At 61.2% G+C, this 24,887-nt stretch carries 18 protein-coding genes; 15 read left to right on the top strand and 3 right to left on the bottom strand.

What is annotated here, in order from left to right; all coding sequences use genetic code 11:
• Positions 1-13: 13 nt before the first annotated feature.
• Positions 14-3,895 (bottom strand): FtsK/SpoIIIE domain-containing protein, encoded by a 3,882-nt coding sequence (locus tag AB4Y73_RS04710; protein ID WP_441869180.1) that lies wholly within the window; start codon positions 3,893-3,895, stop codon positions 14-16.
• Between the two features lie 350 nt (positions 3,896-4,245).
• Here AB4Y73_RS04710 and glf point away from each other — a divergent pair, with 350 nt between their 5' ends.
• The 5 genes from glf (at position 4,246) to AB4Y73_RS04735 (ending at position 10,198) form a co-directional block, all read left to right on the top strand.
• Positions 4,246-5,433 carry a UDP-galactopyranose mutase gene (gene glf, locus AB4Y73_RS04715; protein ID WP_441869183.1) on the top strand — a complete coding sequence of 396 codons (1,188 nt, stop codon included), beginning with the start codon at positions 4,246-4,248 and terminating at the stop codon, positions 5,431-5,433.
• The gene (locus AB4Y73_RS04720) at positions 5,430-7,427 is read left to right on the top strand and encodes a glycosyltransferase (protein ID WP_441869186.1); all 1,998 of its coding nucleotides are present in this window, start codon (positions 5,430-5,432) and stop codon (positions 7,425-7,427) included. The genes glf and AB4Y73_RS04720 overlap by 4 nt, the downstream gene beginning before the upstream one ends.
• The gene (locus tag AB4Y73_RS04725; protein WP_441869189.1) at positions 7,428-8,294 is read left to right on the top strand and encodes an ABC transporter permease; all 867 of its coding nucleotides are present in this window, start codon (positions 7,428-7,430) and stop codon (positions 8,292-8,294) included. It begins immediately after the preceding gene.
• Between the two features lies 1 nt (position 8,295).
• Positions 8,296-9,048: an ABC transporter ATP-binding protein gene (locus AB4Y73_RS04730; protein WP_441869192.1), complete on the top strand. Its 753-nt coding sequence runs from the start codon at positions 8,296-8,298 to the stop codon at positions 9,046-9,048.
• 103 nt (positions 9,049-9,151) lie between these two features.
• Positions 9,152-10,198, top strand: a complete 1,047-nt coding sequence (locus AB4Y73_RS04735; protein ID WP_441869784.1) for an ABC transporter substrate-binding protein — start codon at positions 9,152-9,154, stop codon at positions 10,196-10,198.
• 60 nt (positions 10,199-10,258) lie between these two features.
• Here the strand turns inward: AB4Y73_RS04735 and AB4Y73_RS04740 are convergent, their stop codons facing one another.
• The gene (locus AB4Y73_RS04740) at positions 10,259-12,301 is read right to left on the bottom strand and encodes a DUF6541 family protein (RefSeq protein WP_441869195.1); all 2,043 of its coding nucleotides are present in this window, start codon (positions 12,299-12,301) and stop codon (positions 10,259-10,261) included.
• A gap of 125 nt (positions 12,302-12,426) precedes the next feature.
• Between AB4Y73_RS04740 and AB4Y73_RS04745 the strand changes: the two genes are divergently transcribed.
• From AB4Y73_RS04745 to AB4Y73_RS04755, 3 genes are read left to right on the top strand one after another with little or no spacing between them, the layout of a single operon-like run.
• Entirely contained in the window at positions 12,427-13,206 is a 780-nt protein-coding gene (locus AB4Y73_RS04745) for a glycosyltransferase family 2 protein (RefSeq protein ID WP_441869198.1), read from the top strand.
• Positions 13,203-13,613, top strand: coding sequence for a DUF2304 domain-containing protein (locus tag AB4Y73_RS04750; protein ID WP_441869201.1), 411 nt, complete (start codon positions 13,203-13,205; stop codon positions 13,611-13,613). The genes AB4Y73_RS04745 and AB4Y73_RS04750 overlap by 4 nt, the downstream gene beginning before the upstream one ends.
• Positions 13,614-13,616: 3 nt before the next feature.
• A complete protein-coding gene (locus AB4Y73_RS04755) occupies positions 13,617-14,513 on the top strand; it encodes a glycosyltransferase family 2 protein (protein ID WP_441869204.1) in 897 nt (298 codons plus the stop codon).
• Positions 14,514-14,613: 100 nt separating this feature from the next.
• On the opposite strand, the gene AB4Y73_RS04760 is transcribed toward AB4Y73_RS04755, so the two are convergent.
• Positions 14,614-16,563 carry a GH25 family lysozyme gene (locus tag AB4Y73_RS04760; RefSeq protein WP_441869207.1) on the bottom strand — a complete coding sequence of 650 codons (1,950 nt, stop codon included), beginning with the start codon at positions 16,561-16,563 and terminating at the stop codon, positions 14,614-14,616.
• Here AB4Y73_RS04760 and AB4Y73_RS04765 point away from each other — a divergent pair.
• The 7 genes from AB4Y73_RS04765 to AB4Y73_RS04795 all read left to right on the top strand — a co-directional run bounded on the left by AB4Y73_RS04765 (position 16,562) and on the right by AB4Y73_RS04795 (position 24,813).
• Entirely contained in the window at positions 16,562-16,885 is a 324-nt protein-coding gene (locus AB4Y73_RS04765; protein ID WP_441869210.1) for a hypothetical protein, read from the top strand. The two genes, AB4Y73_RS04760 and AB4Y73_RS04765, sit on opposite strands and share 2 nt — an antisense overlap.
• Before the next feature lie 318 nt (positions 16,886-17,203).
• Entirely contained in the window at positions 17,204-18,196 is a 993-nt protein-coding gene (locus AB4Y73_RS04770) for a glycosyltransferase family 2 protein (protein WP_441869213.1), read from the top strand.
• Positions 18,196-19,620 carry a lipopolysaccharide biosynthesis protein gene (locus tag AB4Y73_RS04775; RefSeq protein ID WP_441869216.1) on the top strand — a complete coding sequence of 475 codons (1,425 nt, stop codon included), beginning with the start codon at positions 18,196-18,198 and terminating at the stop codon, positions 19,618-19,620. The genes AB4Y73_RS04770 and AB4Y73_RS04775 overlap by 1 nt, the downstream gene beginning before the upstream one ends.
• 164 nt (positions 19,621-19,784) lie before the next feature.
• Positions 19,785-22,022 carry an acyltransferase family protein gene (locus AB4Y73_RS04780; protein WP_441869219.1) on the top strand — a complete coding sequence of 746 codons (2,238 nt, stop codon included), beginning with the start codon at positions 19,785-19,787 and terminating at the stop codon, positions 22,020-22,022.
• Between the two features lie 64 nt (positions 22,023-22,086).
• Positions 22,087-23,556, top strand: a complete 1,470-nt coding sequence (locus tag AB4Y73_RS04785) for a glycosyltransferase family 39 protein (protein ID WP_441869222.1) — start codon at positions 22,087-22,089, stop codon at positions 23,554-23,556.
• 151 nt (positions 23,557-23,707) lie between these two features.
• Positions 23,708-24,700 (top strand): transposase, encoded by a 993-nt coding sequence (locus AB4Y73_RS04790; protein WP_441869225.1) that lies wholly within the window; start codon positions 23,708-23,710, stop codon positions 24,698-24,700.
• 26 nt (positions 24,701-24,726) lie between these two features.
• Positions 24,727-24,813, top strand: a complete 87-nt coding sequence (locus tag AB4Y73_RS04795) for a hypothetical protein (RefSeq protein WP_441869787.1) — start codon at positions 24,727-24,729, stop codon at positions 24,811-24,813.
• Positions 24,814-24,887 lie beyond the last annotated feature (74 nt).

Consider the following 24,887-nt stretch of genomic DNA (forward strand, 5'->3'; position numbering starts at 1 on the left):
CCCTTGGCCGGCATTATGGGGCGCCGTTAGGGGCCGGTCCGTTCGGAGCCCTGTCCGGGGGCACCCAGCCCAACTGGACCGACAGGGCGCGGCCGTTCCTGATGACGACGCTCCGCCCCGGTGGAGGGTTTGGTTCGGCCTCAAACCGCACCCCGAAGAGATCGCCGTCCAAGAATGTCCGGGGAGCGATCAGCACGCCTGTGCCCAGATTCCTCGCGTGGAGCGCGAGGGGAACCCGTTGGGACAGGATGGGACTGAAGCCCGCCGTCATGACCACTGTGAGGCCGAGGGAATTCAGTTCGGCGAGTTGGCGGTTCACCTCGTACGGCAGGAAGTCCGCATCGTCCACCAAGGCCACGGATCCCTTGGTGAGACCGCCGGTCGATGCCCGGTTGAGGACCTCGGGCCAGTAGGCCGAGGGATCGGTCTCCGGTTCCGGCCTGAGCCAAGGTCCTGCATCGGGGTTGAGAATTGGCAGCAGCCGGAGCAACGCTGATTTCCCCGACGCCGGGGCGCCCAACACGGCGAGAACTGCCCCTGGTGGCACCCGGAGGGAGACCGGTTCGGGTTCGTCGCCGCCCACGCCTATCCGGAAGAGGGCGGACGTTTGTCCCTCCCCGGTGGTCACCCCATCTGCCATAGGGCGGGGAGTGCTATCTAGGCGTGGTGTCTTAGCTTTATCGAGGATATGGGCCGCGTCAATCATGACTGGCAGCGGCTCAACGCGGAACGGCCGGTTGGCCGCGGTAGTTCTCTGCGTCTGGCAGGAGATCGACCCATCTGTTTCAAGGATGGCGGTGTAGAACTGGCAGGCTGCTGTTTTCCCTGCGGCTACTGCGCCCATCGCCACGCCCCGACCGGCCACGGGTGGGGTCGGAGGGAGTTTGGGCCAGGCAATCCGGCTCTCCTCGCTTGAACCGGTGGGGAAATAGACACGGTTGGGAATAGCGGCGAAGAACCGTGCGGTGACGAGGTCCCGCTGGCCGGAGATGATCACCGTAATACCGGCGCTGCCACCATCACGGATCAGGTCGTGGACCAGATCCTCCGCCCAGGCAAGCGGTCCGGAGCGAAAGGCCGACGCCCAGGAACCCCAGCCGGCGATCACCAGCACGAGGGGCGTAGCAACGGCTGCGGGATCGGCTAGCCGACGCAATTGCTCCTCTATCAGGCGCTCAAGAATACGGACAGCCCGGCGAAGCTCATGCAGCCCCGCCCGGGCACCCACCCGGCCGTGTGAGGCCAACCCCGCGTATGAGCTGCTGTGATCCAGGATGTACAGGTGCGATTCGCACGGGTGTGACGCCAGGCCCGAGACTGCCAACCCCATGGCCTCGCCCACACCCGATTCCGCTCCGCCCACCAGGCCCAGGTGTCCATGCCCTGCGGGCTCCCAGACGAGCGGCGCCGTCCTCTGTTCGGAGGGCAGGTCCAGCAGTCCGAGCCTGACGGACCAGCTTTTCGGGCTGCTACGGTCCACATCTGGAGGCGCGGATGGTAGGCGCAGGATGCAGGGGAGTGGGGGTGCAACCGGCATCCGGACAGGAACGCCACTCATGGCCTCCCACAACCTGGACAGTGAAGCGATCAACGGTGTGACTGCCTGGGCCGGGGTCGGTTCAGCGCCTGAGGCCGCGGGTTCAGATCCGGCCGGAGGAGCGTCGATGTAGTCAGCCGCAAAGTGCACGGAGAGCCCACTCGGTTTGGACGTATTGGCTTCGGCAGTCAGTGAACCGGCCTGGAATTCGATCGGAACTTCGCTGCCGCGCGCCAGGTAGGCCCGCCCCGGGTTGTCCACGCTGATTGCCGCGGCGGCTTTCGAATTGATGATGTCCATCGATTCCATCTCCGACTGGACACGCAACGAGATGCTGGTGGTCACGTTGGCGCGAATGTCAGCTGTCAGAGCGCCCTGGGGCCTCTGCGTGGCCATGACGAGGTGGATGCCCAGCGAACGGCCGATGGCGGCGATCCTCATGAGTTCACGAAGTGACTCGGGGGCGTCCTCTACGAGCATGCGGAATTCGTCGATGACAATCACGAGGTGGGGGAGTGGGGACGCGAGGGCCGCCGGAGTCGCCCGGTAGGACGCTAGGTCCGGCGCCTGCACTGCTGCCAGAACTTCTTCCCGGAATCTGATTTCGGCGCGAAGCGACTGCAGATACCGTTCCAGTTCATGGCTGCTGAGGTCGGTGAGCATTCCTACGCAGTGCGGAAGCCCCGTCAGGGGCCCCAAACCCGAGCCCCCTTTGAAGTCCACAAAGAGGAAGTTGATGCGGTCCGGCGGGTAGCTGAGAGCCAAGCCAACGGTCAGGCTACGGAGTAGTTCAGACTTTCCCGAGCCCGTGGTCCCGGCAACCAACAGATGCGGACCGTCGGACTGGAGATCCAGCGTCTGTGCGCCCTCCGCGCCCAACCCCACGGGAACAGCCAAACCGGACCGGCTGCTCAGTGTGGTCCAGCGCCTCGTTACTTCGGGTGTGGACGCTGGGAGGAGGTCATTCAGCCGACAGGACAACGGAATGCCTTTGCTGCTCTCGCCGGGCTTATCGGCAGTCCCGGCCAAACGGCGGCAAAACCGCTCGAAGACGTCTGCCGGGGCCAGATCGGGCAGGAATGAGATGCGTTCGGTTCCCGTGTTGAACATGGAGCGGCGTTTGTCGAGTTGCACATCAGCAGTGAACGGGGTTTCGCCGTCGCTGGGGAAATGGAGAACCTGCCACTCATGCTCCAGAGCCTTTTCAATGATCTCAGGCGTGTTCTCGGCGCCCACAAGGATCAACACGCCATCCCCGTGAAAGGGCCTGAATCCGCGCTTCAGCAGGGTCTGGACGGCGGCGGGTCGGCTAGCCAAGGTCACGCCCTTCAGAAAACGGGCGGCGAGGGGCAGGTGCTCCACATTTCCGTGGACTATGACGCGGATGTCGCTACCCAGCGGATAGCCGGCGAATTGCATGAGGAAGGAACGCACCAGTCCATCCACTTCCTCGCGCGATCCCCGGATGCTGGTGAGAGGACGTGCGGGGTCGAGGGTGACCGGAAGCATTCCACCTGACAGCGTGGCCCGGCCCGGATCGGGCGGCTCGAATTTGAGGTTGGCCGGTTGGGTGCCCTGCCCCAGTCGTAGCCAGATACCGCAGCCTGTGCCAAGGGCGGTCCGGTTTCTTCCGGTGCCTCCGCCGATGGTAAGGGCGGACAGCGGCGGCGCGGCCCGGCGTCGGCGGTTCTGATCTTTCGCGACGGCGGCGCTGATGGCCGCAGCCAGTTCGCGGCGCTGCCGTCGCCCGCCGACCACGGGCACCAGGATGGAGATCGCGGAGACAGCGGTGAAGGCCAGGAACATCCACATCCCGGTGATGACGGCGAGGCCCACGCCGATGATTACCGGCAGAATGGCCGTCAGCAGGAGCGCCGCGCGGTTCGCCGGGTCCTCGCGCCGGCTGATGACTATCGGCTCGTGGACATCCGTGCCTGCTTCGTCCAGCCGGTTGTCGGGCTGCTCCAGGAAGACCAGCGACATGGTTGAGCTGCCGCAACGGACGGTGGAGTTGGTCGTGAGGACGGCGTTCCTCTGCCGCTCGCCGTCCACTTCAGTGCCGTTGGCGCTAGCCAGGTCCTCAATCAAGATGGCGGTCTCGGTTACCAGAAGGCGTGCGTGGACCCGCGACAGATCGGCGTCGGGGATGACGATCTCGGCATTGCTGCGGCCTATGGTGTAGGTGCCCCGCCGGAGGGGAACCACACGGCCAGCCCCGCCGCCGCTATGCACGGCCAAAGCCAAGGAAGCGGGCGGTTCGGGCATGCGCTGCCTGGGCCGGCGGCCAGTCATTCCCGCCGCGTCGACGAGGACGGCGCCGTCGACAAGCGGAGGCTGTCCGAGCGTAAGCGAACTCATAGCTTGCCCATCGATAGACACTGTGCCAGTTCCGAACTTGGCTGCCAGCTCCTCCTGCAAGTCGGCGCCCGCAGCACCGTCCGGACCCTCGATGGTCAGCTCTACAGGTGGTTCCCGCAGGGCTGCGCACGGGCTCCGAACGAGTGTGCAGTGAAGCGGCATGATGTGAAAGTCCTAACAGTCAGCTTGCTTCCAAGCTAGCCAGGAGACCGGCAAGAGTCGCGGGATGAGTTGCCGTATGTGGAAAAGGGGAAGCTGGCGGATTAGTAGGTCACGATGGGGTCTCGGGTAGGCTGGTTCAGCAGACAATGCGCACCATTGCGCTGCCCGCTTTCGAACCAGGAGATTTTGTGACCGCTGACCTCGTCATCGTAGGGTCTGGCTTTTTCGGCCTGACAATCGCAGAACAGGCCGCCACCGAGCTCGGCTTGAAGGTGGTTGTCCTCGACCGCCGGCACCACATCGGTGGAAACGCCTACAGCGAGAAGGAAGAGCAGACGGGGATCGAAGTGCACCGCTACGGCGCACACCTGTTCCACACCTCGAACGAGCGTGTGTGGGAATACGTGAACCGCTTCACTACCTTCACGAACTACGTCCACAAGGTCTATGGCGTGCATAAGGGTGAGGTCTACTCCCTGCCCATCAACCTGGCCACGATCAACCAGTTCTTCCGCGCGAACCTGACTCCGGGACAGGCGCAGGAACTGATTCAGGAGCAGGCGGGCGAGCTCGCCGGAACGGATCCGCAGAACCTCAACGACAAGGGCATCCAGCTGATTGGCCGCCCGCTCTACGAGGCGTTCATTAAGCACTACACCGGCAAACAGTGGCAGACCGACCCCAAGGACCTGCCCGCAGGCATCATCTCGCGGCTCCCGGTACGCTACAACTACGACAACCGGTACTTCAACGACAAGTACGAGGGCCTGCCGACCAACGGCTACACGGCGTGGATCGAAAAGATGGCCGAACACCCAAACATCGAAGTGCGGCTGAACACGGACTTCTTCGACGAGTCGCACGAATACAGCAAAAATAAGGTCGTCGGCAACATCCCGGTGATCTACACCGGCCCCGTTGACCGTTACTTCGACTTCGCCGAAGGCGATCTCTCCTGGCGCACCATCGACTTCGAAGAAGAAGTTCTCGACGTCGGCGACTTCCAGGGAACGTCCGTGGTCAATTACAACGACGAAGACGTCTCCTACACGCGCATCATCGAACCGCGTCATTTCCACCCCGAGCGCGAGTACCAGACGGAAAAGACCGTCATCATGCGCGAATTCTCCCGTGCCGCCGAGAAGGGGGACGAGCCCTACTACCCGATCAACACTGCCGCAGACCGAGAACGGCTGCTCAAGTACCGTGACCTCGCTGCGGCCGAGAAGGATGTCCTGTTCGGGGGCCGGCTCGGCACGTACAAGTACCTCGACATGCACATGGCCATTGGCTCAGCCCTGACCATGTTCGACAACAAAATCCGCCCGCACTTCGAGGGTGGCGCCAAAATTGAAAGCGGAGGCGTTGACGCATGAGCGTAGACGCGGACTCCGAACTGCAGAGGGTCGTTTTTCCGCCCCCCGGCGAGTTGGATGCCATCGAGCTCTACGTCGACGCTGGCAGGGCTGTCGGGCTTCACCTTGTGGAGGACGACGGCCTCTACCGGACACCCAAGCTGCCCGAAGACAAGCTCCACGTTGTCGGTTCCAGCCCGGTCGAGGCCCATCACGAGGACTTCCTTTCCCGCACGTCGATGAAGATCCGGCCCGGGAAGCACGTCTCCTTCGGAACGTACTTCAACGCCTTCCCGGCCAGCTACTGGCGGCGGTGGACCACGGTCCGTTCGGTGCGGCTGACCGTGCGGACCGAAGGCACCGGAAGCGTCCTGGTTTTCCGGTCAAATGCCCGCGGCGTGCCGCAGCGCCTGGAATCCATCCATGTTGAGGGCACCGACGAACTGACTCTTGAGCTGCCGCTCGAGACGTTCGGGGATGGCGGCTGGTATTGGTTCGAGATGGTGGCCGGCAAGTCCGAACTCAAGCTGCTGGGAGCCTCCTGGGGCACCAAGGACCAGCCGGCAATTGCCGCCGGCCAACTGGCGACGATCCAGATCACCACCATGAACAAGCCGGACTTCTGCATTGACAATGCCAGGATCTTGGGCAGCAACCCGCACGCTTTGAACAGCGTCAGGGAAGTCCTGATCGTTGACCAGGGCACCAACAAAGTCTCAGCCGCTGAGGGCTTCGTGGAAGTCAGCCGGCTGCTGGGAGCCAAGCTACGGGTTGTGGATCAGGCCAACCTCGGCGGCTCCGGCGGGTTCTCCCGCGGAATGGCAGAGGCGGTCAGTAACGGCAGCGAATATGTGGTGCTGCTCGACGACGACGTGGTAGTTGAGCCGGACAGCATCGAACGGCTGATCGCGTTTGCTCGCTTCAGCAAGAAGCCGACCATCGTTGGCGGCCACATGTTCGATCTTTACAGCCGCACCACGTTGCACACGTTCGGTGAAGTGGTGGATCCGTTCAGGCTTAGCTGGATCAGCCCGGACAATGACGTCGAATACCGTCATGATTTCAGGCAACGGAACCTGCGCCAGACCCCGTGGATGCACCGGCGCGTGGACGTCGACTTCAACGGTTGGTGGATGTGCCTGATCCCGACGTCGATCATCCGTGAAATCGGCCTGTCGCTTCCGGTGTTCATCAAGTGGGATGACGCGGAATACTGCCTGCGCGCCAAAGAAGCGGGGTATTCCACCGTTTCACTTCCCGGTGCTGCACTGTGGCACGTGTCGTGGATCGACAAGGACGACTCCCTCGGCTGGCAGTCGTATTTCCACGAGCGCAACCGTTTGATTGCCGCGCTGATCCACAGCCCGTTCCCGAAAGGCGGACGGGTCCTGCGGGAGTCGTTCCAGAACAACGTTAAGCATCTGATTTCGATGCAGTACTTCGCCCAGGAGGCGCGCATCCTGGCCCTCCGTGACGTCCTCGCCGGACCATCCAAGCTGCACTCGGAACTCGGCACCAAACTTGCGGAGGTCAACGAGCTGAGGGCACGCCACTCCGAGGCGCAGATCCGGTCGGACGTGGACGATTTCCCCGCAGTTGGCCTGACCCGCGGTGGCAGGGGCAGCGCTGTCCAGGGAATGCCGGCAAAGAAAGACCTTGCGAAGTGGGCCGCCAAGACCGTGCTGCGCCAAGTCTTCAGGAAGCACGATCCACAGAGCCTTGAGCAACCCCAGGCACATCTGGCACACCGGGAGAACAAGTGGTGGAGGCTGTCCAACTACGACAGCGTTCTGGTATCGAATGCCGAAGGCACAGGGGTTTCTTGGTATAGGCGCGACCCGAAACTGCTCAAGAGCAAGATGGTGGAAGCTTCCCGGCTGCAGGCCCAGCTTTTCCGCCAATGGGAAAGCCTCTCGGCGGAGTACCGCCAGGCGCTTCCTGAAATCACGTCACTGGAGTCCTGGGAAGCCTCATTTGGCGGTCCGGTCGGTTTCCGCGTTAAGGAACGAAGGTAGATGGTTTCGTCCGAGGAGCTCATAAAACCCGGGCACGGCCGCGGACTGCTGGACGTCTACGCCAACCGTTTCCTACTGAAGCTGTTGGTTCGAAAGGAAATTAAGATCCGCTACCGCGGATCCGCGCTTGGCCTGCTGTGGTCATATGTGAAACCCCTGATGCAGTTCCTAATCTACTTCGTGGCTCTCGGAATCTTCCTGAACCTGCAGCACGGGACGCCGAACTACGCCATTTACCTGTTCTCCGGCATCGTGTTCGTCAACTTCTTTACCGAGGCGCTGGGTAATGCCACACGTTCGATCGTGGACAACAGGGACCTGATCCGGAAGATATACCTGCCCCGCGAGCTGTTCCCCGTAGCCACGGTGTGGGTCTCCGCCGCGCACTTCCTGCCCCAGGCGGCTGTCCTGGTGGGAGCCTGCCTGATTGCGGGCTGGGCGCCCTCCGTCGTTCAGTTCTTGGTCGTCATCCTGGCCTTTGTGATGGTGGCAATCCTGGCGACAGGCCTTGGCCTGATGTTCGGGGCCGCCAACGTGTACTTCCGCGACTCTGAAAACATCGTTGACATGATTCTGATGATCGTTACCTGGGCGTCGCCGGTGCTCTACCTGTGGACCATGGTCGAACGGGTCATGGGTCCCTGGTACTGGATCTACCAGCTCAATCCGCTGACTGTGGGTGTGGAGATCTTCCATTGGGTGTTCTGGTATCCGACCTTGAAACCGGACCAGATTCCGCTCGCGCCGTTGCCGCCGGATCTGGTCACCTTTTGGCTGCCTGTCGCCTTTGGCATTTCGCTCCTGGTGCTTTTCCTCGGCCAGCTGGTGTTCCGAAAGCTTGCTATCCACTTCGCCCAGGAGCTCTAGAATGACGGAAGCCGACAACCGGGCCATTAGTTGCAACGGCCTACGCAAGCAATTCGTGATGCGCCACACCCGGTCCCTGAAGGAGGCCCTGGTCTGGCTGATTCGGGGGCGTAAGGGGGATCTGTCCAAGAAATTCGATGCCCTTAAGGACGTTTCCCTCGACGTGCAGCACGGCGAAACCGTGGCGCTCCTCGGCCTGAACGGCTCCGGAAAGTCCACTCTGCTCAAGCTCATCTCTGGGGTGCTCCAGCCGGACAGTGGGACGGTGCTGACACGCGGGCGCGTCGCGGGCCTGATTGAGGTCGGCGCAGGCTTCCACCATGACCTGAGCGGACGGGACAATGTCTACCTCAACGGCGCCATCCTGGGAATGACGGAAGCCGAGATCGATGAAAAGTTCGATGCCATTGTGGAGTTTTCCGAGATCGGCGAATTCATAGACACGGAAGTGAAGTTCTACTCGTCCGGAATGTACCTCCGCCTCGCCTTCTCAATCGCCGTCCACACGGACCCGGAAGTCTTCCTCATCGATGAAATCCTGGCCGTGGGGGACGAGCCGTTCCAGCGGAAGTGCATTGCGAAGATCAAGGAACTGGCGGCCAATGGCAAGACGCTCTTTGTGGTCAGCCACGACCTGGACCTGGTGTCCACAGTCTGTGAGCGCGGCGTCCTGCTTCAGAACGGCCATGTGGTGATGGACGGCGAAGTCCACAACGTCGTTGCCGAGCTGAGGAAGCGTTCACGGGCACTCTGAGTTGCCAGCCGGCTACTGAGGAATCCCACTAGAATGAGCAAGTTGTCTAAAAAGGCCAGAAAGTGCCGGGGCAGAACGGGAGAAAGTCAGTATGCAGGAAAACATGTCCGGCTCCGGAAAACGTGTAGGACGCCGGTCATTCCTTATAGCCGCTGCTGCTTCACCGTTGCTTCTGTCCGGGTGCTTCAGTAAAGCTGGCGAGGCGTCAGATCCCGAAACCGGCCCTTTCCCTGTAACAATTCCGCATGCGCTGGGGTCCACCACCATAACGGCCGTTCCCCAGCGAATCGCCACGCTGGGTTATGCCAGCCACGATGTGTGCATCGCACTCGGCGTCGTCCCGGCGGGCGTCCCTCAGTATGAGTTGCGGGGCTTTGGCACCAGCCTGTGGTTCAACAAGGCGGTGACGTCGTTGAACGCCGTCACGCCTGCCCAGTACCGGGACGGCGAAGAACCGCCCTACAAAGACTTGGAAACGCTTAAGCCGGACCTGATTCTGGCGGTCAATTCGGGGATCACCAAAGAACAATACGACAAGCTCACCGAAATCGCGCCCGTGGTGGCCTACCCGGGCAAACCGTTCGGCACGGACTGGCGGACGACGACGACGACCGTCGGGCAGGCGATCGGTAAGCCGGGGGGCGCACGGGAGTTGATCAAAAGCGTGGAAGCGGACATCGCCAAGGCGAAATCCAGCTATACCGACCTGGAAAGCGCCACGTTCGTTTATCTGGGAGCCAGCCAGGCTCCCGGGGCGGACTTTGAAGTGTACGACCAGGAATCCAACCAGGTGCGGATCCTCAAAGACTTCGGGGTTGTACCCGCACCAGTGTTGGCCACGATAGCGGCCGAAGGCCGGCGGAAGCGCGTTGAGGCCGGAACGGGCCCGCTTCTCTGGGAATCCCGCCGGGCGCGGGAACTCGAGGCCGACATCGACGTCGTGGCCGTCTCCTCCGAGAAAAAAGCGATCCTCAAGGACGGTGTCCTGGACGGACTCCCCGGGGCCCAGCGGAATTCGCTGGTCCTGCTCAAGACATCGGACGATGCGCTTGCACTGGTGGAGGCATCGCCTTTGGGCGTCAAATGGGCGACGTGGACCGTCCTGCCCGAACTGGCCAGGGCTGCCTACGAGGCGAAGAAGAGCCGCTAGTTTCGGCCGGCACGGCCGCGCCCGCACGACGCGGGGGCCGCCGGCGCGGCGGCCCCCCAGTCAGTCGCAGGCGGTGGTTCGGACCAGCCGGGCGTCGCCCGAGCTCGCCAGCACCTCGATCTTCGGTGCGGTGCCAGCGGACAGGTCGGCGAGTCCGGGGAAGGGATCCTCGGTGGGTATTACGGTTTTGGTTCCGAAGTCCAGCGCCCAGTATGCATTGAGCTTCCGAATGGCAGTGCAAACGTCCTTGTTGTAGGCGGCCTCATCCCAATGGTCCAGCAACAGCTGTTCGGTTGGGGTGCGTTCCCCAAAAATGTGGGGTGCAAGCGCCCGCCGGTTCGCGAGGGCGTACACCATGGAACCGCCCACGAGTGGATTGGCTACAACGACGGCGTCGGCGGGCACCTTGGCGTCGACTTCCTTAAGAACCTTCAGTTCGTCGTCGTTCACGAGATCTGACGTCGGAGTGACGGAGAACACCGAGTGCAGGCGATCCTGCACCTGGGCCAGCGTGCCGCCCTGGGCGGCCACTCCCATCAGGCCGAGGATGACCCACACGGATACGACACTGGTGGCTGCCGGAAGCCGGACTTTGGCGATTGCGGCAAGGGGAGCCGGAAGCCCGGCGGCCTGTTCGGGCTTGAGGGTGGACAGGTACTCCACCAGTGCCCTGAGCCGCCACATGAGCCACTCAGCGCCGAAGACGGCAACCGGCAGTGTCACCAGGGGCAGCAGCGCAGCCAAGCGGAAGCTGTCATTGTACCAGACACCGGTCAGCAGCGTCCGGAACGTGCCGGGAGGCCAGCTCGAGACGACCATGTACAACAGCGCACCCACCAGGAACATGCCAAGGATCCACCAGGTCCGGCGCAGGGTGCGTGCAGTCACATATAGTCCGATGACGGTCAAGATGGCCATGACCCACGCCGTGGTGGTTCCCATCGGGGCGCTTCCGAGGATTTCTCCAATGGCCCGCGCGTTGGACTGGAAGGGCGTCCACGGCGCGGCGCCCAGACCGGGGCGAAGAACCATCCAGGCGGTGGCCGCTGCGGCCAGATATGCCACGCTGGCGATCGCCCATGTAACGACAGCCCGCTTAGTGGATTCGCTGGCCCTCCACTTCAGGTACTCCCGGACCAGACGGCCCAGGATCACCGGCGACACAAACCCCAGCAACGCAACCAGGGCACTGGGATGCGTCAGTACCATCCCCGGCAAAGCGGCGCAGAACGCCAACGCGGGCGGTAGGAACGAGGAAGCAGGGGAGCGGGACATCCCGAGCATCTCCACTGCGAGGCCCAGCAGCACCGGCAGGAGAGCGATAGCGGCATTGTTGGGGTACAGGACACCGAAGCCGACGAGTAGGTACGGGAAGGCGCTGAAACCCGCCGCCAGGACACCTGCCGCCATGAGTGCGACCGCGCGGTATCCCACGAGGCGGGAAACAAGGAACATACAACCCAGCGGCCAGACCAAGGCGCCGATGACAATCGTCCCTACGTTGACGACGACCGGAACGGAACTGCCGGTCAGCATCTGGAGCAGGGCCATAAGGTCGTGCATGCCCGCGGGGTAGAAGTAGCTTGACGCGTCGGTGAGGTTTCCGAGCGTCATCGATGACCCGTTCTGGGTCTCGGCTATGTGGTGCACGGCGTTCAGATGGTAGACATTGTCGAATGTCTGCGAGAAGTGTTCCGGGCTGCCGAAACCGGTCACGAAGCGTCGGCCGATCATCAGGGCAGCGAACGCAACGCCCAAGGGAACGGCAAGAATGGCAGTCCAGCGGCCAAGGTCGTTCGGATTAAGCCGGCCGTTGTTTGCGAGCTGGCCTGCGCCGGTGGCTTTGCGGGTGAACCACCAGCGGGCAGTAAAGGTGCCTGCGGCCAGGATTGCGCTGATCGCGAAGTACACGCCAGGCACGTAGGGCAGATGCAAATATGGTGCGACGACGGCGGCGCAAGCTGCCACCGAAGCCGACACGGGGGCCGCAAGGGCAACCAGGTTAAGGCGCCGGACGCCTGCCGCGGCAAGTATCGCCAGCCCCGGCAAGAAGTAGATCAATACCGCCGACGCAAAAGTCGGAACGGTCTGCCACCAAGTCATCGAACAAGGCTCCTCATCCTGGGTTGTCAACCTTACAATTATGCAGGCTGCGTCTTTGAAGCGTGTTCAGCTGGTGTCCGGACCCGGCGTGGGCGGCCCTATGCCCCTTGCTATAGTTACAAATCATGAGTAACAAGACGCGATCAGGCACGCTCATCATCATGCCTGCCTGGAACGAGGCCGAGGCTATCGGCGATACCGTCCGGGAAGTAAGGCGCGTCGTTCCCGAGCATGACATCCTTGTCGTCGACGACGGTTCCCACGACGATACCGCGTCCATCGCGGAGCAGGCCGGTGCCGCAGTCCTGAGGCTGCCCTTCAACCTCGGGGTTGGCGGCGCGATGCGTACCGGTTTCAAATACGCGATCCGGCACGGCTACACCTCTGCCATTCAGGTCGACTCGGATGGCCAGCACGACCCCCACGACATTGATCGGGTGTTGGCCGGACTGGCTGAAGCTGACATCTCGATCGGAGCTCGATTTGCCGGACGCGGTGCGTACGACGCGAGAGGGCCGCGGCGATGGGCCATGTCCGTGCTCGCGAAGGTGATCTCCAAGGTTGCCGGGACCGAGCTCACTGATGTGACCTCAGGATTCCGGGCCGCCAACGAGCGCGCCCTGCATCAATACATTGACCATTTTCCTGCCGAGTATTTGGGCGATACCATCGATTCGCTGGTCGTCGCCCTCAAGTCCGGGTGCCGGGTGGTCCAGATTCCCGTCGAGATGAAGGTGCGGCAGGCCGGCACACCCAGCCACAGTCCCTTCAAAGCGATGATCTACCTGGCCCGATCGGGCCTGGTCCTGTGCTTCGCGCTGGCCCGCCGCCGGCCGCGGGTGCAGGTCGACTTAGTTACGCCCCGGCCGGGCGACATCGCCGGAGAAGGAAGTGTTCCCGCGTGAGTGTTGCTTTTTCCCTGGTTACCTCCATCGGGATGGTCCTGGCCGTGCTCCTGATGCTTCGCGTGGGAAAGCTGCGCGAGAAGTATGCCGTCCTTTGGCTTGTGGTCGGAGGCCTGACCATCGTGCTGGGCCTGTTTCCCAGCATGCTGGACTTTGCCGCGTCGATGGTCGGTGTCCGGGTTCCTGCGAACCTGTTGTTTGCCCTGTCGATTGTGCTGCTCGTGGGCGTCGGTCTTCATGTCTCCCGGGAGCTGACCATCCTTGAGGACGAGACCCGCATCCTTGCTGAAGAAGTGGCAATTCTTCGTTCCTCCGTCGCCCTGCTTTCAGAAGGCTCAAAGGACCCCGTCCGGCCCCTAACCGCTGACCAAGTAGCCGACCAGACCCGCAACTCCAGAGAAGAGTAGAAATTGACCATTGATGTAATGCTGCCGTACTACGGCGACGTGGCGATGATGAAAGCCGCCGTCGACTCCGTACTTGGCCAAGAGGACACTGACTTCGTCCTAACGATCGTTGACGATGGTTACCCCGACGCCGACCTGCCGGCCTATTTCCAGCACTTGGTGGACTCTGACGGACGTGTGCGTTATTTCCGGAACGAAACCAACCTGGGTGCCAACGGCAATTACAAGAAATGTCTTGGTCTGGTTCAGCACGATGTCGTGGTGGTCATGGGCGCCGACGACATTATGCTTCCCAACTATGTCGGAACCGTCCGCAAGGCGTTTCAGAACCCCGAGGTCAAGATTTTTCAGCCGGGCGTTGAAGTCATTGACGAGAACGGCGCCGTCTACTTGCCCCTCGGCGACAAGGTCAAGGCAGGCCTTCGCCGTTTAGCCGTTGGTGGGTCGTCTGAGGCCCTCATCGCCGGCGAGCCCATAGCGGAAAGCCTTATCACCGGGGACTGGCTGTACTTCCCGTCCGTTGCCTGGCGCGCTGAGGCGATTCTCAAGCATGATTTCAGGGAGCAGTACAACGTAGTGCAGGACATCGCCTTGGCGATTGACATCATCATGGACGGCGGCAAGATGCTCGTCACCGACACCGTCTGCTTCCAGTACCGGCGTCACCGCGAATCTGACTCATCAGTGCGGGCCCTCGATGGCCGTCGGTTTGCTGAGGAGCGTGCCTTCTTCGATGAGTGTGCACGGGATTTCGCCAGGCTGGGCTGGAGGAAAGCCGAACGCGCCGCCAAGCTACACTTGACGTCCCGCCTCAACGCCGTTTCCCTCACTCCAAAGGTAGTGAGCAAAAGAATGTGGCCGGGACTGGGCAAGCTCGTTCGACACGCCCTGCGCCCGTAGGCGGAGACAACAAAATACAAAAGTAGAGGCTCGGATGTCACACCATCCGAGCCGCTACTTTTTGTTGGTATGTCCGTCCTGTCTGACCGGATCTTGAATCCTAGCGGACCTTAGTGCCGTTTACGGGGGACCAGTCGAGTATGCCATTCTGGAATTGCTGATAGCAGGCACCGGCCGTGTTGCAGGTTTCGATGTCCGTCGGGTAACCCAACGGCCCGTTCTCCCACCCTGACTGGCCCCAGTATGTGGCGATTGCTCCGGCTCGCGTCAGATGGGCTCCTGAAGCCGGTGACCAGTGGACCTGACCGCCTTGGAAGGATTGGAAGCAGCCGCCGTCCTTTAGCCCGCAGGTTTCCGGTCCCATGGGATAACCGAGGACTCCCGACTCATATCCGCTGGAAGCCCACTCAGTTCTGATGGCTCCGGCTCGGGTGAGTTGCGCGCCGGTACTTCCGGTCCAGTGAATCTGGCCTCCCTGAAAGGACTGGTAGCAGCCTGCGTCTCTGAGCCCGCAGGTCTCCCGGCCCGTGGGGTAGCCCAGCGGGCCATTCTCGGATTTCGTCGACATCCAAAGGCTTCGGATGGCTCCTGTGCGGGTCATGACGGCGCCTGTCCTGGCCGTCCAGTGGATCTGACCGTTTTGGAAGGACTGGACGCATCCGCTGTCCTTTAGACCACAAGTCTCTGCGGAAGTGGGGTAGCCAAGAACGCCAGTCTCGAAGTTATTCGTGGCCCATTCGCTCCGAATTGCGCCATAACGCATCACTTGAGCGCCAGTCTTTGCGCTCCAGTAGATTTGTCCACCCTGGTACGGCTGATAGCAGCCGGCGTCCTTTAGCCCGCATTGCTCCCCCGCGGTCGGATACCCCAGGACGCCGTTCTCAAAGTCGTTCGCCGCGTAGGTGTTCCGAATCGCCCCGTACCGCGAGACCTGGGCACCGGTGGATGGCCCCCACATGATAGCGCCGTCTTGGAATATCTGATAACAACCACCGTCCTTAAGCCCGCATTGTTCGGAACTGGTCGGGTAGCCGAGGTAGCTGTTTTCTGCGCCCATGTTGCGGTAGAGCGCGCGGATTGCGCCGACAGCAGAGGTCTGGGCGCCGGTTGCCGCGGACCAGAGAATCTCGCCCGATTTGAAGCCTTGGTAGCAGCCGGCGTTACGGATGCCGCAGACGACGTCGGAGACTGGTGCGCCAACGGGCATTGAATCAAGGCGAGACGAGATGGCGAATTCGCCGGCATTCAATGACCGCCCGTAGGCAAACGCCTTGAGCTGTGCATAGTTGCCATTCCAAACGTTGGAATCGCCAGTGTAAGGACCGGTTGATGAATATTGCCAGATGCTATAGGTGTCCCAGCCATTCGGCAGTGAACCCGGCGATGTTGCATAGCTGGCCAAATGCAGAGGGTGGTCCGAGAACCCGCTGTTATTCGCTGTACACGTTTTCCACCAGTCCGTCGTCGTGTAGATTGCTGGCTTGCGTCCGGTGAGTGCCACCATGGTATTGGAGAAGTCCCGGATCCAGCTAACCATCTGCCCTGCAGACATGTTGTAGCAAAGATTCCCCAGCGTGTTGTAAGGGTTATATTCGATATCCAGGAGGGGCGGTAGGGTCATTCCGTCAGCGGACCACCCGCCACCGCCTGCGACAAAATAGCGCGCCTGTTCAGCGCCCGAGGAAGTGCTCGGTGTGGCGAAGTGGTACGCGCCGCGGATCATCCCCGCGTTGCGTGATCCGCCATACTGGCTTGCGAACCCGTCGTTCCTGTACGTCGTACTCTCAGTAGCCTTCACGTATGCAAAGCGAGCCCCTTGATTGAACTGTGACCCCCAGTCAACGTTGCTCTGCCAGCCACTTACGTCAAGGCCCTGGATGCCAGCCGGCGCCCAAGAGCTGAGAGCTTCTGTAGAAAGCAGATTGCCCTTCGTAACTACTTGGGATTCCTGCGGTGAAGAGGTGTTTGACCGGTTCCCAACCCCCATAAATCCGCCCGCCTTACCCATCTCGGCTTTCAGGGCGGCACTATCCGCAGGTGAAAGCGGCATGACGCCCGAACGACCCGGATTGGGGTTGACATCGTCCGCGGCCACAGGAGCCGTGGGCACGGATGCGGTGGCTGGAGAGGCCGCTTCCGCTGGGGGTGTCTCTGGCTGGGGTGCCACTGCCGCCGGAGAGGTTGCCAAACTGGTGGGCGCAGCGGCCGGAGCCAAGGGCGCTGTAGGTGTGGGCGAAGGGGAGGGCGTCGTCGCAACCGCGGGAGAAGCACCCAACAGCCCTGCGGCGACACAAACCATTGCGATCCAGGCGGCCAGGGGCTTCTGCGTGCTCTTTCGGCAAATTGCTTCGCGCCGCGGCAGGCTCAACTGATTGCGCTTGGACTTATTCATAAGGCATCTCCGGAGGGCTCCCCGGTTCCCTTGGGGGTCCGCGCGAACTCGGACCGACCGTTGGGGCGGGGGTAGGGCGGTGGCGGTTGCGTCGACCAGGTGAACAGCCCCCGCATGTTGATCTAAGATAACACTCCTGTTGCCGGTGAGACCAGCGTTGCTGGAGTGACCATATTGGCAACACCACGGCCTTTTGAGGGAGCTCGGCCCGGTAGAGTGGACGTGCTGCCGCGGTCGCCGAGGCAGGCCCCCAGATCCTCCGGAGGATCGGTTCCGTGAGCGAAAGTAAGGATTCTCGATGCGCATCAGAACCAGTTTTGTGATGCCGCTGTACAACGGCCGCCAAACTGTGGAGCGAGCAATCAAGAGCGTGCTGGCGCAGGACCGGAACGACTGGGAGCTTCTGGTGGTGGACGACTGCTCCACGGATAACAGCACTGGGGTCGTAGCCTCCCTCATCGCGAAAGAGGGGAACTCGCGAGTGCGGCTTATTCGGCAGGCGCATAACGGGGGCCCAAGCGCCGCCCGGAATGCAGGCATTGCAGAATCCGTGGGCGAATTCGTCGCATTCCTGGACTGTGACGACGAACTGTTGCCGAATTATCTTGCCACCATGGAAGCAAACATGGCAGAGGGTGTCGATATCGTTGTGGCGGCCCACGTTGCGCAGACCCCGGCCGGCAGACGATATCCACGACCGGATTCGGTGCAGGGTCTACTGACGGGACTTGAGACCGTGGACCGTGCGTTGCAGGGAAAGCTTTGGAACTTCCTCCATGCCAAGATCTACCGCCGGTCGCTTTTTGAGCATTTTTCGTTTCCTAATGACTTGGTCAGGTATGAGGACCTGGTGGTGAATTCAATCGCTTATTCATACAGCCGGCACGTGCGTATCGTGCCAACGCCTGTCTACGTGTACCACGTTCAAGCCCAGTCACTCACCTGGAGTCAGGAGCCATCGATGGAATTTGTCGAAGGTCCGTTGAACTTTGTCCGCAATGGCCTGAACCCAACTCTGTCTTCCCAGGTCAAGAGTCGATCCTGGAATACCCTGCGCACATTTCTGGGGGTGCTTACCATTTCGGGCGGCCTATTTGCGGGAAGCCCTAAAGGCAGTGTCGACAGGATTGTTCAATACGTTCGCGAGGACCTCTCTTTTAGGGATCTTGCGGATGTGACAGTTGCGGCGCCTCACCTTGGGTTATCTGGAATGCTCATCAAGGTTTTCCCAGCCCTGTACGCCAAGCTCTATTTGTGGCATGTCCGGCGAACCTTTGACATGTCCAAATAATGAGCGCTGGAAAGTATCAGACCGGTGAGATCACCCCGGTCGCGGTACCGTCCCACCACCGTGTGCTTTACCTTCTGGCCGCCGTGGCGCAGGGTATCGGGGCAGTAGCAGTCCAGCCGTTCGCAATTCGACTGCTGGACCCCCAACAATGGGGACAGGTAAGTTTTTCCTTGTCCTTTATCTCGATTGGCCTCATAGCACTCTCGGCCGGGCTGCCCATGGTCCTCAGCACTATGTACTTCGACCCGGACCGGGGACCAGACAGGGCCCGCTCCCTGAACGGTTTCGGAGTGGGTCTCAGCATTGTCGGGGCTAGTCTGGCAGCGATAATTTTCGCCCTTGTTGCATCTGCTACCGGCATGTTGACGGATGGTGCGGCGTACCTTATCTCCATTGGCATCATCGGGCTCCACGGAATCACGCAGATGGCTCTCGCATATCTGAGGTCCGAGCACCGGGCTCTTGCGTTCGTACTGATCACAATCGCGGCAACGGTTCTGGGCCATGTCGCCGGGCTTGCCGCGATCCTGGTAATCGCTCCAACGGCGACGGTCTACATGGGCGGCTTTGCTGTGTGTGTCGTCATCGCGTCGGCCGCGGGCGTGATGCTAAGCAAGCCTGGTGCACCCCTGAAATATCGTGAATCAGTTAAAGCTGCCGTCAGGACGTCGCTGCCAGTACTGCCGCACAGCATCGCCCTTGTGTTGATGCTGCAAGGGGAGTCGATCTTGATTGCCCTTCAGCGCGGCGAAGAACTCGTCGGCCGCTACAACGCGGTGATGCCGCTGGCACTGGGCCCGCTGGCGGTGATTATGGCACTTTCCAACGTATGGCAGACAACGATTTTCTCCCACCGGGGTGTCGACTCAACCGGACAGGTTCGCAAGGTGCAACGCGAAGCAGTGTTTATTGGGTTCATGCTGACTCTGGGTGGAAGCGGAGTGGCAGTGTTTGCAACCCACGTGCTGGTCAACGATCCAGAACCGGTGCTTCTGCAGCTAGCCAGGATCCTGCCTTTGCTGAGCTACGGATACGTAGTTTTCCTTGTTGCCACATCACAGCTGTTTGCCATCGGGAGAACTCGGTCAATGGCCGTGGTGACGCCGGTAATTGCCCTCGGTGGACTAGGATTAGCTTTCGTCCCGGCCGGGACCGGCAATCTCTTGGTGGTAGGCGTCATCAAAGTGGTCGCGTACCTGCTTCTCGGTGTGGTGTACGCGTGTGTGGTGCGCCGATACGGACGGCACCTGGTCGACTTGCGTCTCATGCTTTGGGGGATGGCGGGCGCAGTTTGCGTCACTCTTCTGATGCTGCTGCTGCCTGACAGCGTCGGCTGGGGAATCGGCAGCGCCGCTGTCACCTGTGTGGTGGGCCTTGTTGCGGGTGTCGTCTACCTTAGACGACTCAGAAGCCCGAAGGACTAGCACCGGATGTGAGACTGAATGTCCAGAGAGGTAGGATTGACGGGCGGAAGCGATGGCTGGCGGCGCATACGACCGAAACGGAAGCCCGGGCCATTGGTGATGAACGTGTATCGCCCTTCCCCGCTGAAACTGCCTGTTCGACGATCGATTCGGAACGTCCCAGAATGGCAACTGACTACATTCCCAGGAGGCTAGGAGCCTTGTCGTTGACATCGATAAAGAGTTCAACCGAAGAGCAGAAGACAACCTCTGGCGCGCCAGGAGGGGCTCTTGGGGGGAGCCGCCGCAGTGCGGCCGGTTCGGGGGTTCGCCGCGACATCCAAGGACTGCGCGCAGTTGCAGTGCTGGCCGTCATCGCCGACCACTTGTTTGGGTGGCCCAAGGGCGGCTTCGTGGGCGTCGATGTCTTCTTCGTTGTCTCAGGCTTCCTGATCACTGGTCTCCTGGTCCGCGAATGGAAGCGCACCGGGACCATATCATTCATCAGCTTCTACAAACGACGCATCCGGCGCATCCTGCCTGCATCGTTGCTGGTTATTGCAGCCACGTTGGTAACCGCCAAATTCCTCTTCGCTGCACCTCGGTTCAGCGGCACGGCCGTGGATTCGCTTTGGGCGACTCTCTTCTCGGCCAACTGGCGGTTCCTTCTCCAAGGGAGTGACTATTTCCAGGCTGACGGGCCCATCTCACCCCTGCGCCATTATTGGTCTCTGGCGGTCGAGGAGCAGTTCTACTTCGTTTGGCCCTGGGTCATGCTGGCGGCCTTGGTTTGGCTGAGCCGTCGGGGCGTTACCAAGTCGGGCTCCCTCAAGATCGCCGGGACCTTAATCGCGGTTCTAAGCCTCGGATCCTTTGGCTGGGCGGTCGTCGAGACATCGTCGAACCCTGGGGCTGCATATTATTCCTCCTTCTCGCGAGCGTGGGAGCTGGGACTGGGCGCAATGCTGGCCTTTGCAGTGCCGCTGTGCGAGCGGATTCCGGACAGGCTGCGGCCTGTCCTGGCAAACGCCGGGTTGGTCGGAATCATCGTTTCGACCTTCGTCATCACACCAACCAGCGCCTTCCCTGCGCCCGGGGCGCTCTTGCCGGTAGTTTCGACGGCGTTGGTAATCGGAGCCGGTTGCGGCGGATCGCAGAAGTTCCTTCCAGCACTAACCAACCCTGTGAGCAGATACCTCGGAGATATCTCCTTTAGCCTTTATCTCTGGCACTTCCCCGTTATTGTCTTCCTCGGAGTGTTGCTGAAGCCTGGTAGCCTTTTCTACTTCGCAATGGTGCTATTCATGACACTGGGACTTTCCGTGTACTCATACCGCCTCGTTGAGGATCCCATCCGAAAGAGTTCATGGCTGTCTTCGCGTCCCAAAGCGTCACCAATCAAATCCGATGGCAGGCGTCGCCAGCGGGCGGCTAGAGCCTACCCTTTGCGCGCCCTGACTGGGCTGACAATTTTTGTCCTCGTCTCGGCCGGTGCAGTCGGACTTAAAGCAGCCACGCAGTCACCCGCGTCCGTGGTGGCGCCGGTATCTTCAGGTCGCGCAGATTTTCCGGCAGCACCGGTCGATGGACCTGCCGGCGAGGGGCTACAACTACAGCTCCAGGAAGCTGTCCCGGCAACATCGTGGCCCCACTTCACGCCGTCGTTGGAGGAACTGATGTCAAAAGATCCTCACCCGGACCGAGTGCTGCAGTGCGGCGAACCTGGCAACCATAGTGCTGAGGACTGCACCTTCGGTCCCGCTGATGCCAGCAAACACGCAGTTCTCGTAGGCGACTCGATCTCGCAGAGGTGGGCATTTCCCCTGACCAAGCTATACGCGGAAAACGGTTGGAACATCCGCATCTTCGGAAGGCCAGGTTGCCCCTTCAACGACTATCCGATGGTGAAGTCACCCGATGAACAGGCGAGTTGTGTCGAGCGCAAGCAGCAGGCGTTGGACTTTGTGCAAAGCACAAAACCAGACATCTTGATCGTAGGTAACACGATGGTTCCAGAGCGCATGTCGACGACCGGCAAGGATGCAACAGCAGAAGACTGGCGTATGGGTATGGAGTCGATTCTTGGGAAAGTTTCGGCTGCCAAGCAGCGGCTGATCCTCAGCCCACCGCCCTTTGATAAGGACGTGCGGGAATGCTACACACCTGTGGGTGGCCCGGGGGACTGCCTGGGCACCGTGACCCCACTTTGGTATGACGTTGCTAGAGCCGATATAGCCGCGGCAGGCGCGAGTGGCAGCGCCTATCTTGATACTCGGGCACTTTTTTGCACTCCCGATGATGCCTGCCCGGCGTTTGTCGGTACTATTCCGGTCAAGAAGGACCATACTCACTTCACCTTGCCCTACGGCTATTACATCCAGAACGCACTAAAGGAAATGCTCGACAAGCGCAGCCTCCTTTGAGGACGCCTATGTTTGGACTTCATGCATGGGAGAGAAACCCCAACCGCACGAATAGGAGGGGCAGATGATCAAGGTGTCTAGGTCGGCCTATGTCGCCGCGCTGCTGACATTCGTGTATTCCGGATTCAGGGTTTGGGTGCCGAGTTTCTGGACCGACGAGGCCGCCACGCTTAGTGCCGTCAGGCGCAGCCTGCCCGACCTCACGTCAATGCTGGGCAACATAGATGCCGTGCACGGTGCCTACTACTTCCTGATGTTCGGCTGGACAAGCATCTTTGGATTCTCGGAGCTGGCGGTCCGCTTTCCCAGCCTGATTGCCATCGCAATCTCGGCATCCGTTATGGTCGAGCTTGGCAGGAAAATCTCCGGGGTCCAGTTCGGCCTGATCGCGGCAGCCCTGCTGGTGATATTGCCCAGAACTCAATACGCAGCGACTGACGGGCGGTCTTACGCCCTAACTGTCCTGGGTGCTGTGGTCTCGACATACGTTTTGGTTTCTATCCGTGAGAATGCCACTTGGGCTAAGTGGGCCGTCTATTCGTTAGCAGGCGCCCTCACCGTGGCTGTCTCCTTCTATACGGTTCTCCTGCTGGCCGCGCACGCTCTGACCGTGCTCCTGGACCCAAAGCTGCGCCTTGCTTGGCGCGGCCTGGTTTCCGCGTCCGCGTCATGGTTGGTTCCGGCCGTGTATTTTGGAAGCGCCGCGATCCGTCAGCAATTCCAGATTGCCTGGGTACCGCCTGTGGGGCCGTCGTTTGCGTTTGAGTTGGCATTCATGCAGTTCTTTTCCGATGGTTACTTCGCCATTGACGGTGACGTCACGCCCCTGCCGACTCCCGGTGAGGATTTTTCCATGGTTGTCCTAGCCATTGTGATGTGGACGGCGGCGGTCCTCGGGGCGGTCATCTGCAGGCGCCATTTCATTGTCCGGCTGGCGGTGCCGTGGCTGGTCATCCCAGCGGCAGTTGTCATTGGGGGGTCGATTATTACGGGGGGAAACTATTACCTGCCCCGCTATTTGACATTTCTATTGCCGGCGCTTGCCCTGCTTGCTGCCGCTCCGGCAAGAAACTGGCACGGGTCATGGCCGCCAGCCAAAGCCGGAGTTGTATTGGCGGCCTCGGTGGCGCTTCTGATGAGCACTCCGTCTTACCTTGGACAGAGGACGCAATACGGCCGCGATCCCCAAGACGATTTTCGCTTCATCGCGGATTCTGTGAAGAAACTATCCCGCCCGTCCGATGCATTCATCATTGGACCGGCCCAAAGTTTAGCTAAGCAGGCTTATTCAGAAAGCTTTGAGGGGTTGGCTGATCCAACGCGAGGGATTACCGCAGCAGAATGGCAGCGGATATTCGATCAACGGTTCGACGTCGCGTCGTCCGCAGCGAGGATTCGCCAGTACCCAACTGTGATTCTGGTAGAAAAGTCCAGCGAATCGGTGATGGCCGAGGAACTTCAAAAGCTGGGCTACGTCCCCGAAGAGAACCTCCGGGGCCCCGCCACGACGGTGACCCGATACCACCTGAGTTAGGGGATCTTCGAGGTTCCCGGGGAAATAGGTTCGTGTTGTAGCTAGCAGAGGACCCGTGGTCCTGCTGGGCTGAGTGTTACTACGCATTCAACCTGAACAGGAACCACGAGCCTTGTTAGAGCCTACTGGGGCTGGCCATGATGCAACCAGCATGATCTTCAACCTGCCTGATTACCCTGTCACCAGCACCGGGCTGGTCCCGGACGGGGCACGCCACATCACGGCGGAGACCACCTTCCCGCCCGGCTGCCCGAGTTGCGGAGTCATCTCTTCCCGGGCGAAGGAGGGCCGCTGCCAGCGGCTGCGTGACATACCGGTCGCCGGCCGTGTGCAACTCCGTTGGGACAAGCGGCGCTGGTTCTGTGACGAGTACTTGTGTGAGCGAAAATCGTTCTGCGAGGCTACGCCGCAGGTCCCGCGTCGGGCACGGTCGACGCGGGACCTGCGGGAAACGGTTCTGGACGCGGTCATCACCTCGGGGCGGGCCGTATCCGAGACGGCCATGGCGTTCGGGATCTCGTGGTGGCTGGTCCAGCAGGTCATCGGTGATGCCGCCCCGCGCCTGCCGGACGTCGACCTCCTCGTGCCCAGGATGCTGGGCCTCGATGAGCACCGGTACCGGTCCGTGCGGTTCTTCCAACACCCCGGCACGAAGGCCTGGACCCGGTACGAGCCATGGATGACAACCCACGTGGATCTGGACACCGGTCAGGTCCTGGGCATCGTGGACGAACGCGACCACAAGGGCGTCGGGGACTGGCTGTTCGCCAGGCCGCTGGACCGGAGGCTCGGGGTGCAGGTCGTCGCGATCGACCCGTCCGCAGCGTTCCGGAAGGCACTGCGGATGTGGTTGCCGCGCACGGCGGTCTCGGTGGATCTGTTCCACATGACGATGCTGGCCAAGGACATGCTCACCAGCGCCGATGACCCAACCGGCAGCCTCCAGGCCGCGTGGCAGGTCAAGGAACAACTCCGCACGCTGCTGAACGCCAGCTCCCTCGAGGCAGCCGCTGCGGCGAAGTCTGCCCTGGCCGACCTCGTGGAACGGGCCGCGGTGCCCGAAAAACAGGCTATACCGGAACGTGTGCCGCTGGTGGGCAGAGATCGAAGTCCTCATCGTCACCGGCGCCAACCGGAAAAGTAGAAGCCAACAACACAGCGATAAAACACATCAAAGGCACCGCACGCGGCTATCGAAACCCAGACAACTACAAATCGCGTATTCTCTTGAGAAGTGCGGCCCGGATGGCAGCATGAGCAATCATCTCAGCAGACCATTCCCCGGGAACCTTGAAGAGCCGAATTAGGGGCGCAAAGCTATGAAGGCTCCG

Origin of the sequence: Pseudarthrobacter sp. TAF60_1, assembly GCF_052113505.1 — a bacterium.
GTDB lineage: Bacteria > Actinomycetota > Actinomycetes > Actinomycetales > Micrococcaceae > Arthrobacter.

Excerpts from the sequence above, each read along its gene's own strand:
- AB4Y73_RS04710 (WP_441869180.1), bottom strand. The coding sequence starts at position 3,895 with ATGAGTTCGCTTACGCTCGGACAGCCTCCGCTTGTCGACGGCGCCGTC.
- AB4Y73_RS04720 (WP_441869186.1), top strand. The coding sequence starts at position 5,430 with ATGAGCGTAGACGCGGACTCCGAACTGCAGAGGGTCGTTTTTCCGCCC.
- AB4Y73_RS04725 (WP_441869189.1), top strand. The coding sequence starts at position 7,428 with ATGGTTTCGTCCGAGGAGCTCATAAAACCCGGGCACGGCCGCGGACTG.
- AB4Y73_RS04730 (WP_441869192.1), top strand. The coding sequence starts at position 8,296 with ATGACGGAAGCCGACAACCGGGCCATTAGTTGCAACGGCCTACGCAAG.
- AB4Y73_RS04735 (WP_441869784.1), top strand. The coding sequence starts at position 9,152 with ATGTCCGGCTCCGGAAAACGTGTAGGACGCCGGTCATTCCTTATAGCC.
- AB4Y73_RS04740 (WP_441869195.1), bottom strand. The coding sequence starts at position 12,301 with ATGACTTGGTGGCAGACCGTTCCGACTTTTGCGTCGGCGGTATTGATC.
- AB4Y73_RS04745 (WP_441869198.1), top strand. The coding sequence starts at position 12,427 with ATGAGTAACAAGACGCGATCAGGCACGCTCATCATCATGCCTGCCTGG.
- AB4Y73_RS04765 (WP_441869210.1), top strand. The coding sequence starts at position 16,562 with ATGACGCCCGAACGACCCGGATTGGGGTTGACATCGTCCGCGGCCACA.
- AB4Y73_RS04760 (WP_441869207.1), bottom strand. The coding sequence starts at position 16,563 with ATGCCGCTTTCACCTGCGGATAGTGCCGCCCTGAAAGCCGAGATGGGT.
- AB4Y73_RS04770 (WP_441869213.1), top strand. The coding sequence starts at position 17,204 with ATGCGCATCAGAACCAGTTTTGTGATGCCGCTGTACAACGGCCGCCAA.
- AB4Y73_RS04775 (WP_441869216.1), top strand. The coding sequence starts at position 18,196 with ATGAGCGCTGGAAAGTATCAGACCGGTGAGATCACCCCGGTCGCGGTA.
- AB4Y73_RS04780 (WP_441869219.1), top strand. The coding sequence starts at position 19,785 with ATGGCAACTGACTACATTCCCAGGAGGCTAGGAGCCTTGTCGTTGACA.
- AB4Y73_RS04785 (WP_441869222.1), top strand. The coding sequence starts at position 22,087 with ATGATCAAGGTGTCTAGGTCGGCCTATGTCGCCGCGCTGCTGACATTC.
- AB4Y73_RS04790 (WP_441869225.1), top strand. The coding sequence starts at position 23,708 with ATGATCTTCAACCTGCCTGATTACCCTGTCACCAGCACCGGGCTGGTC.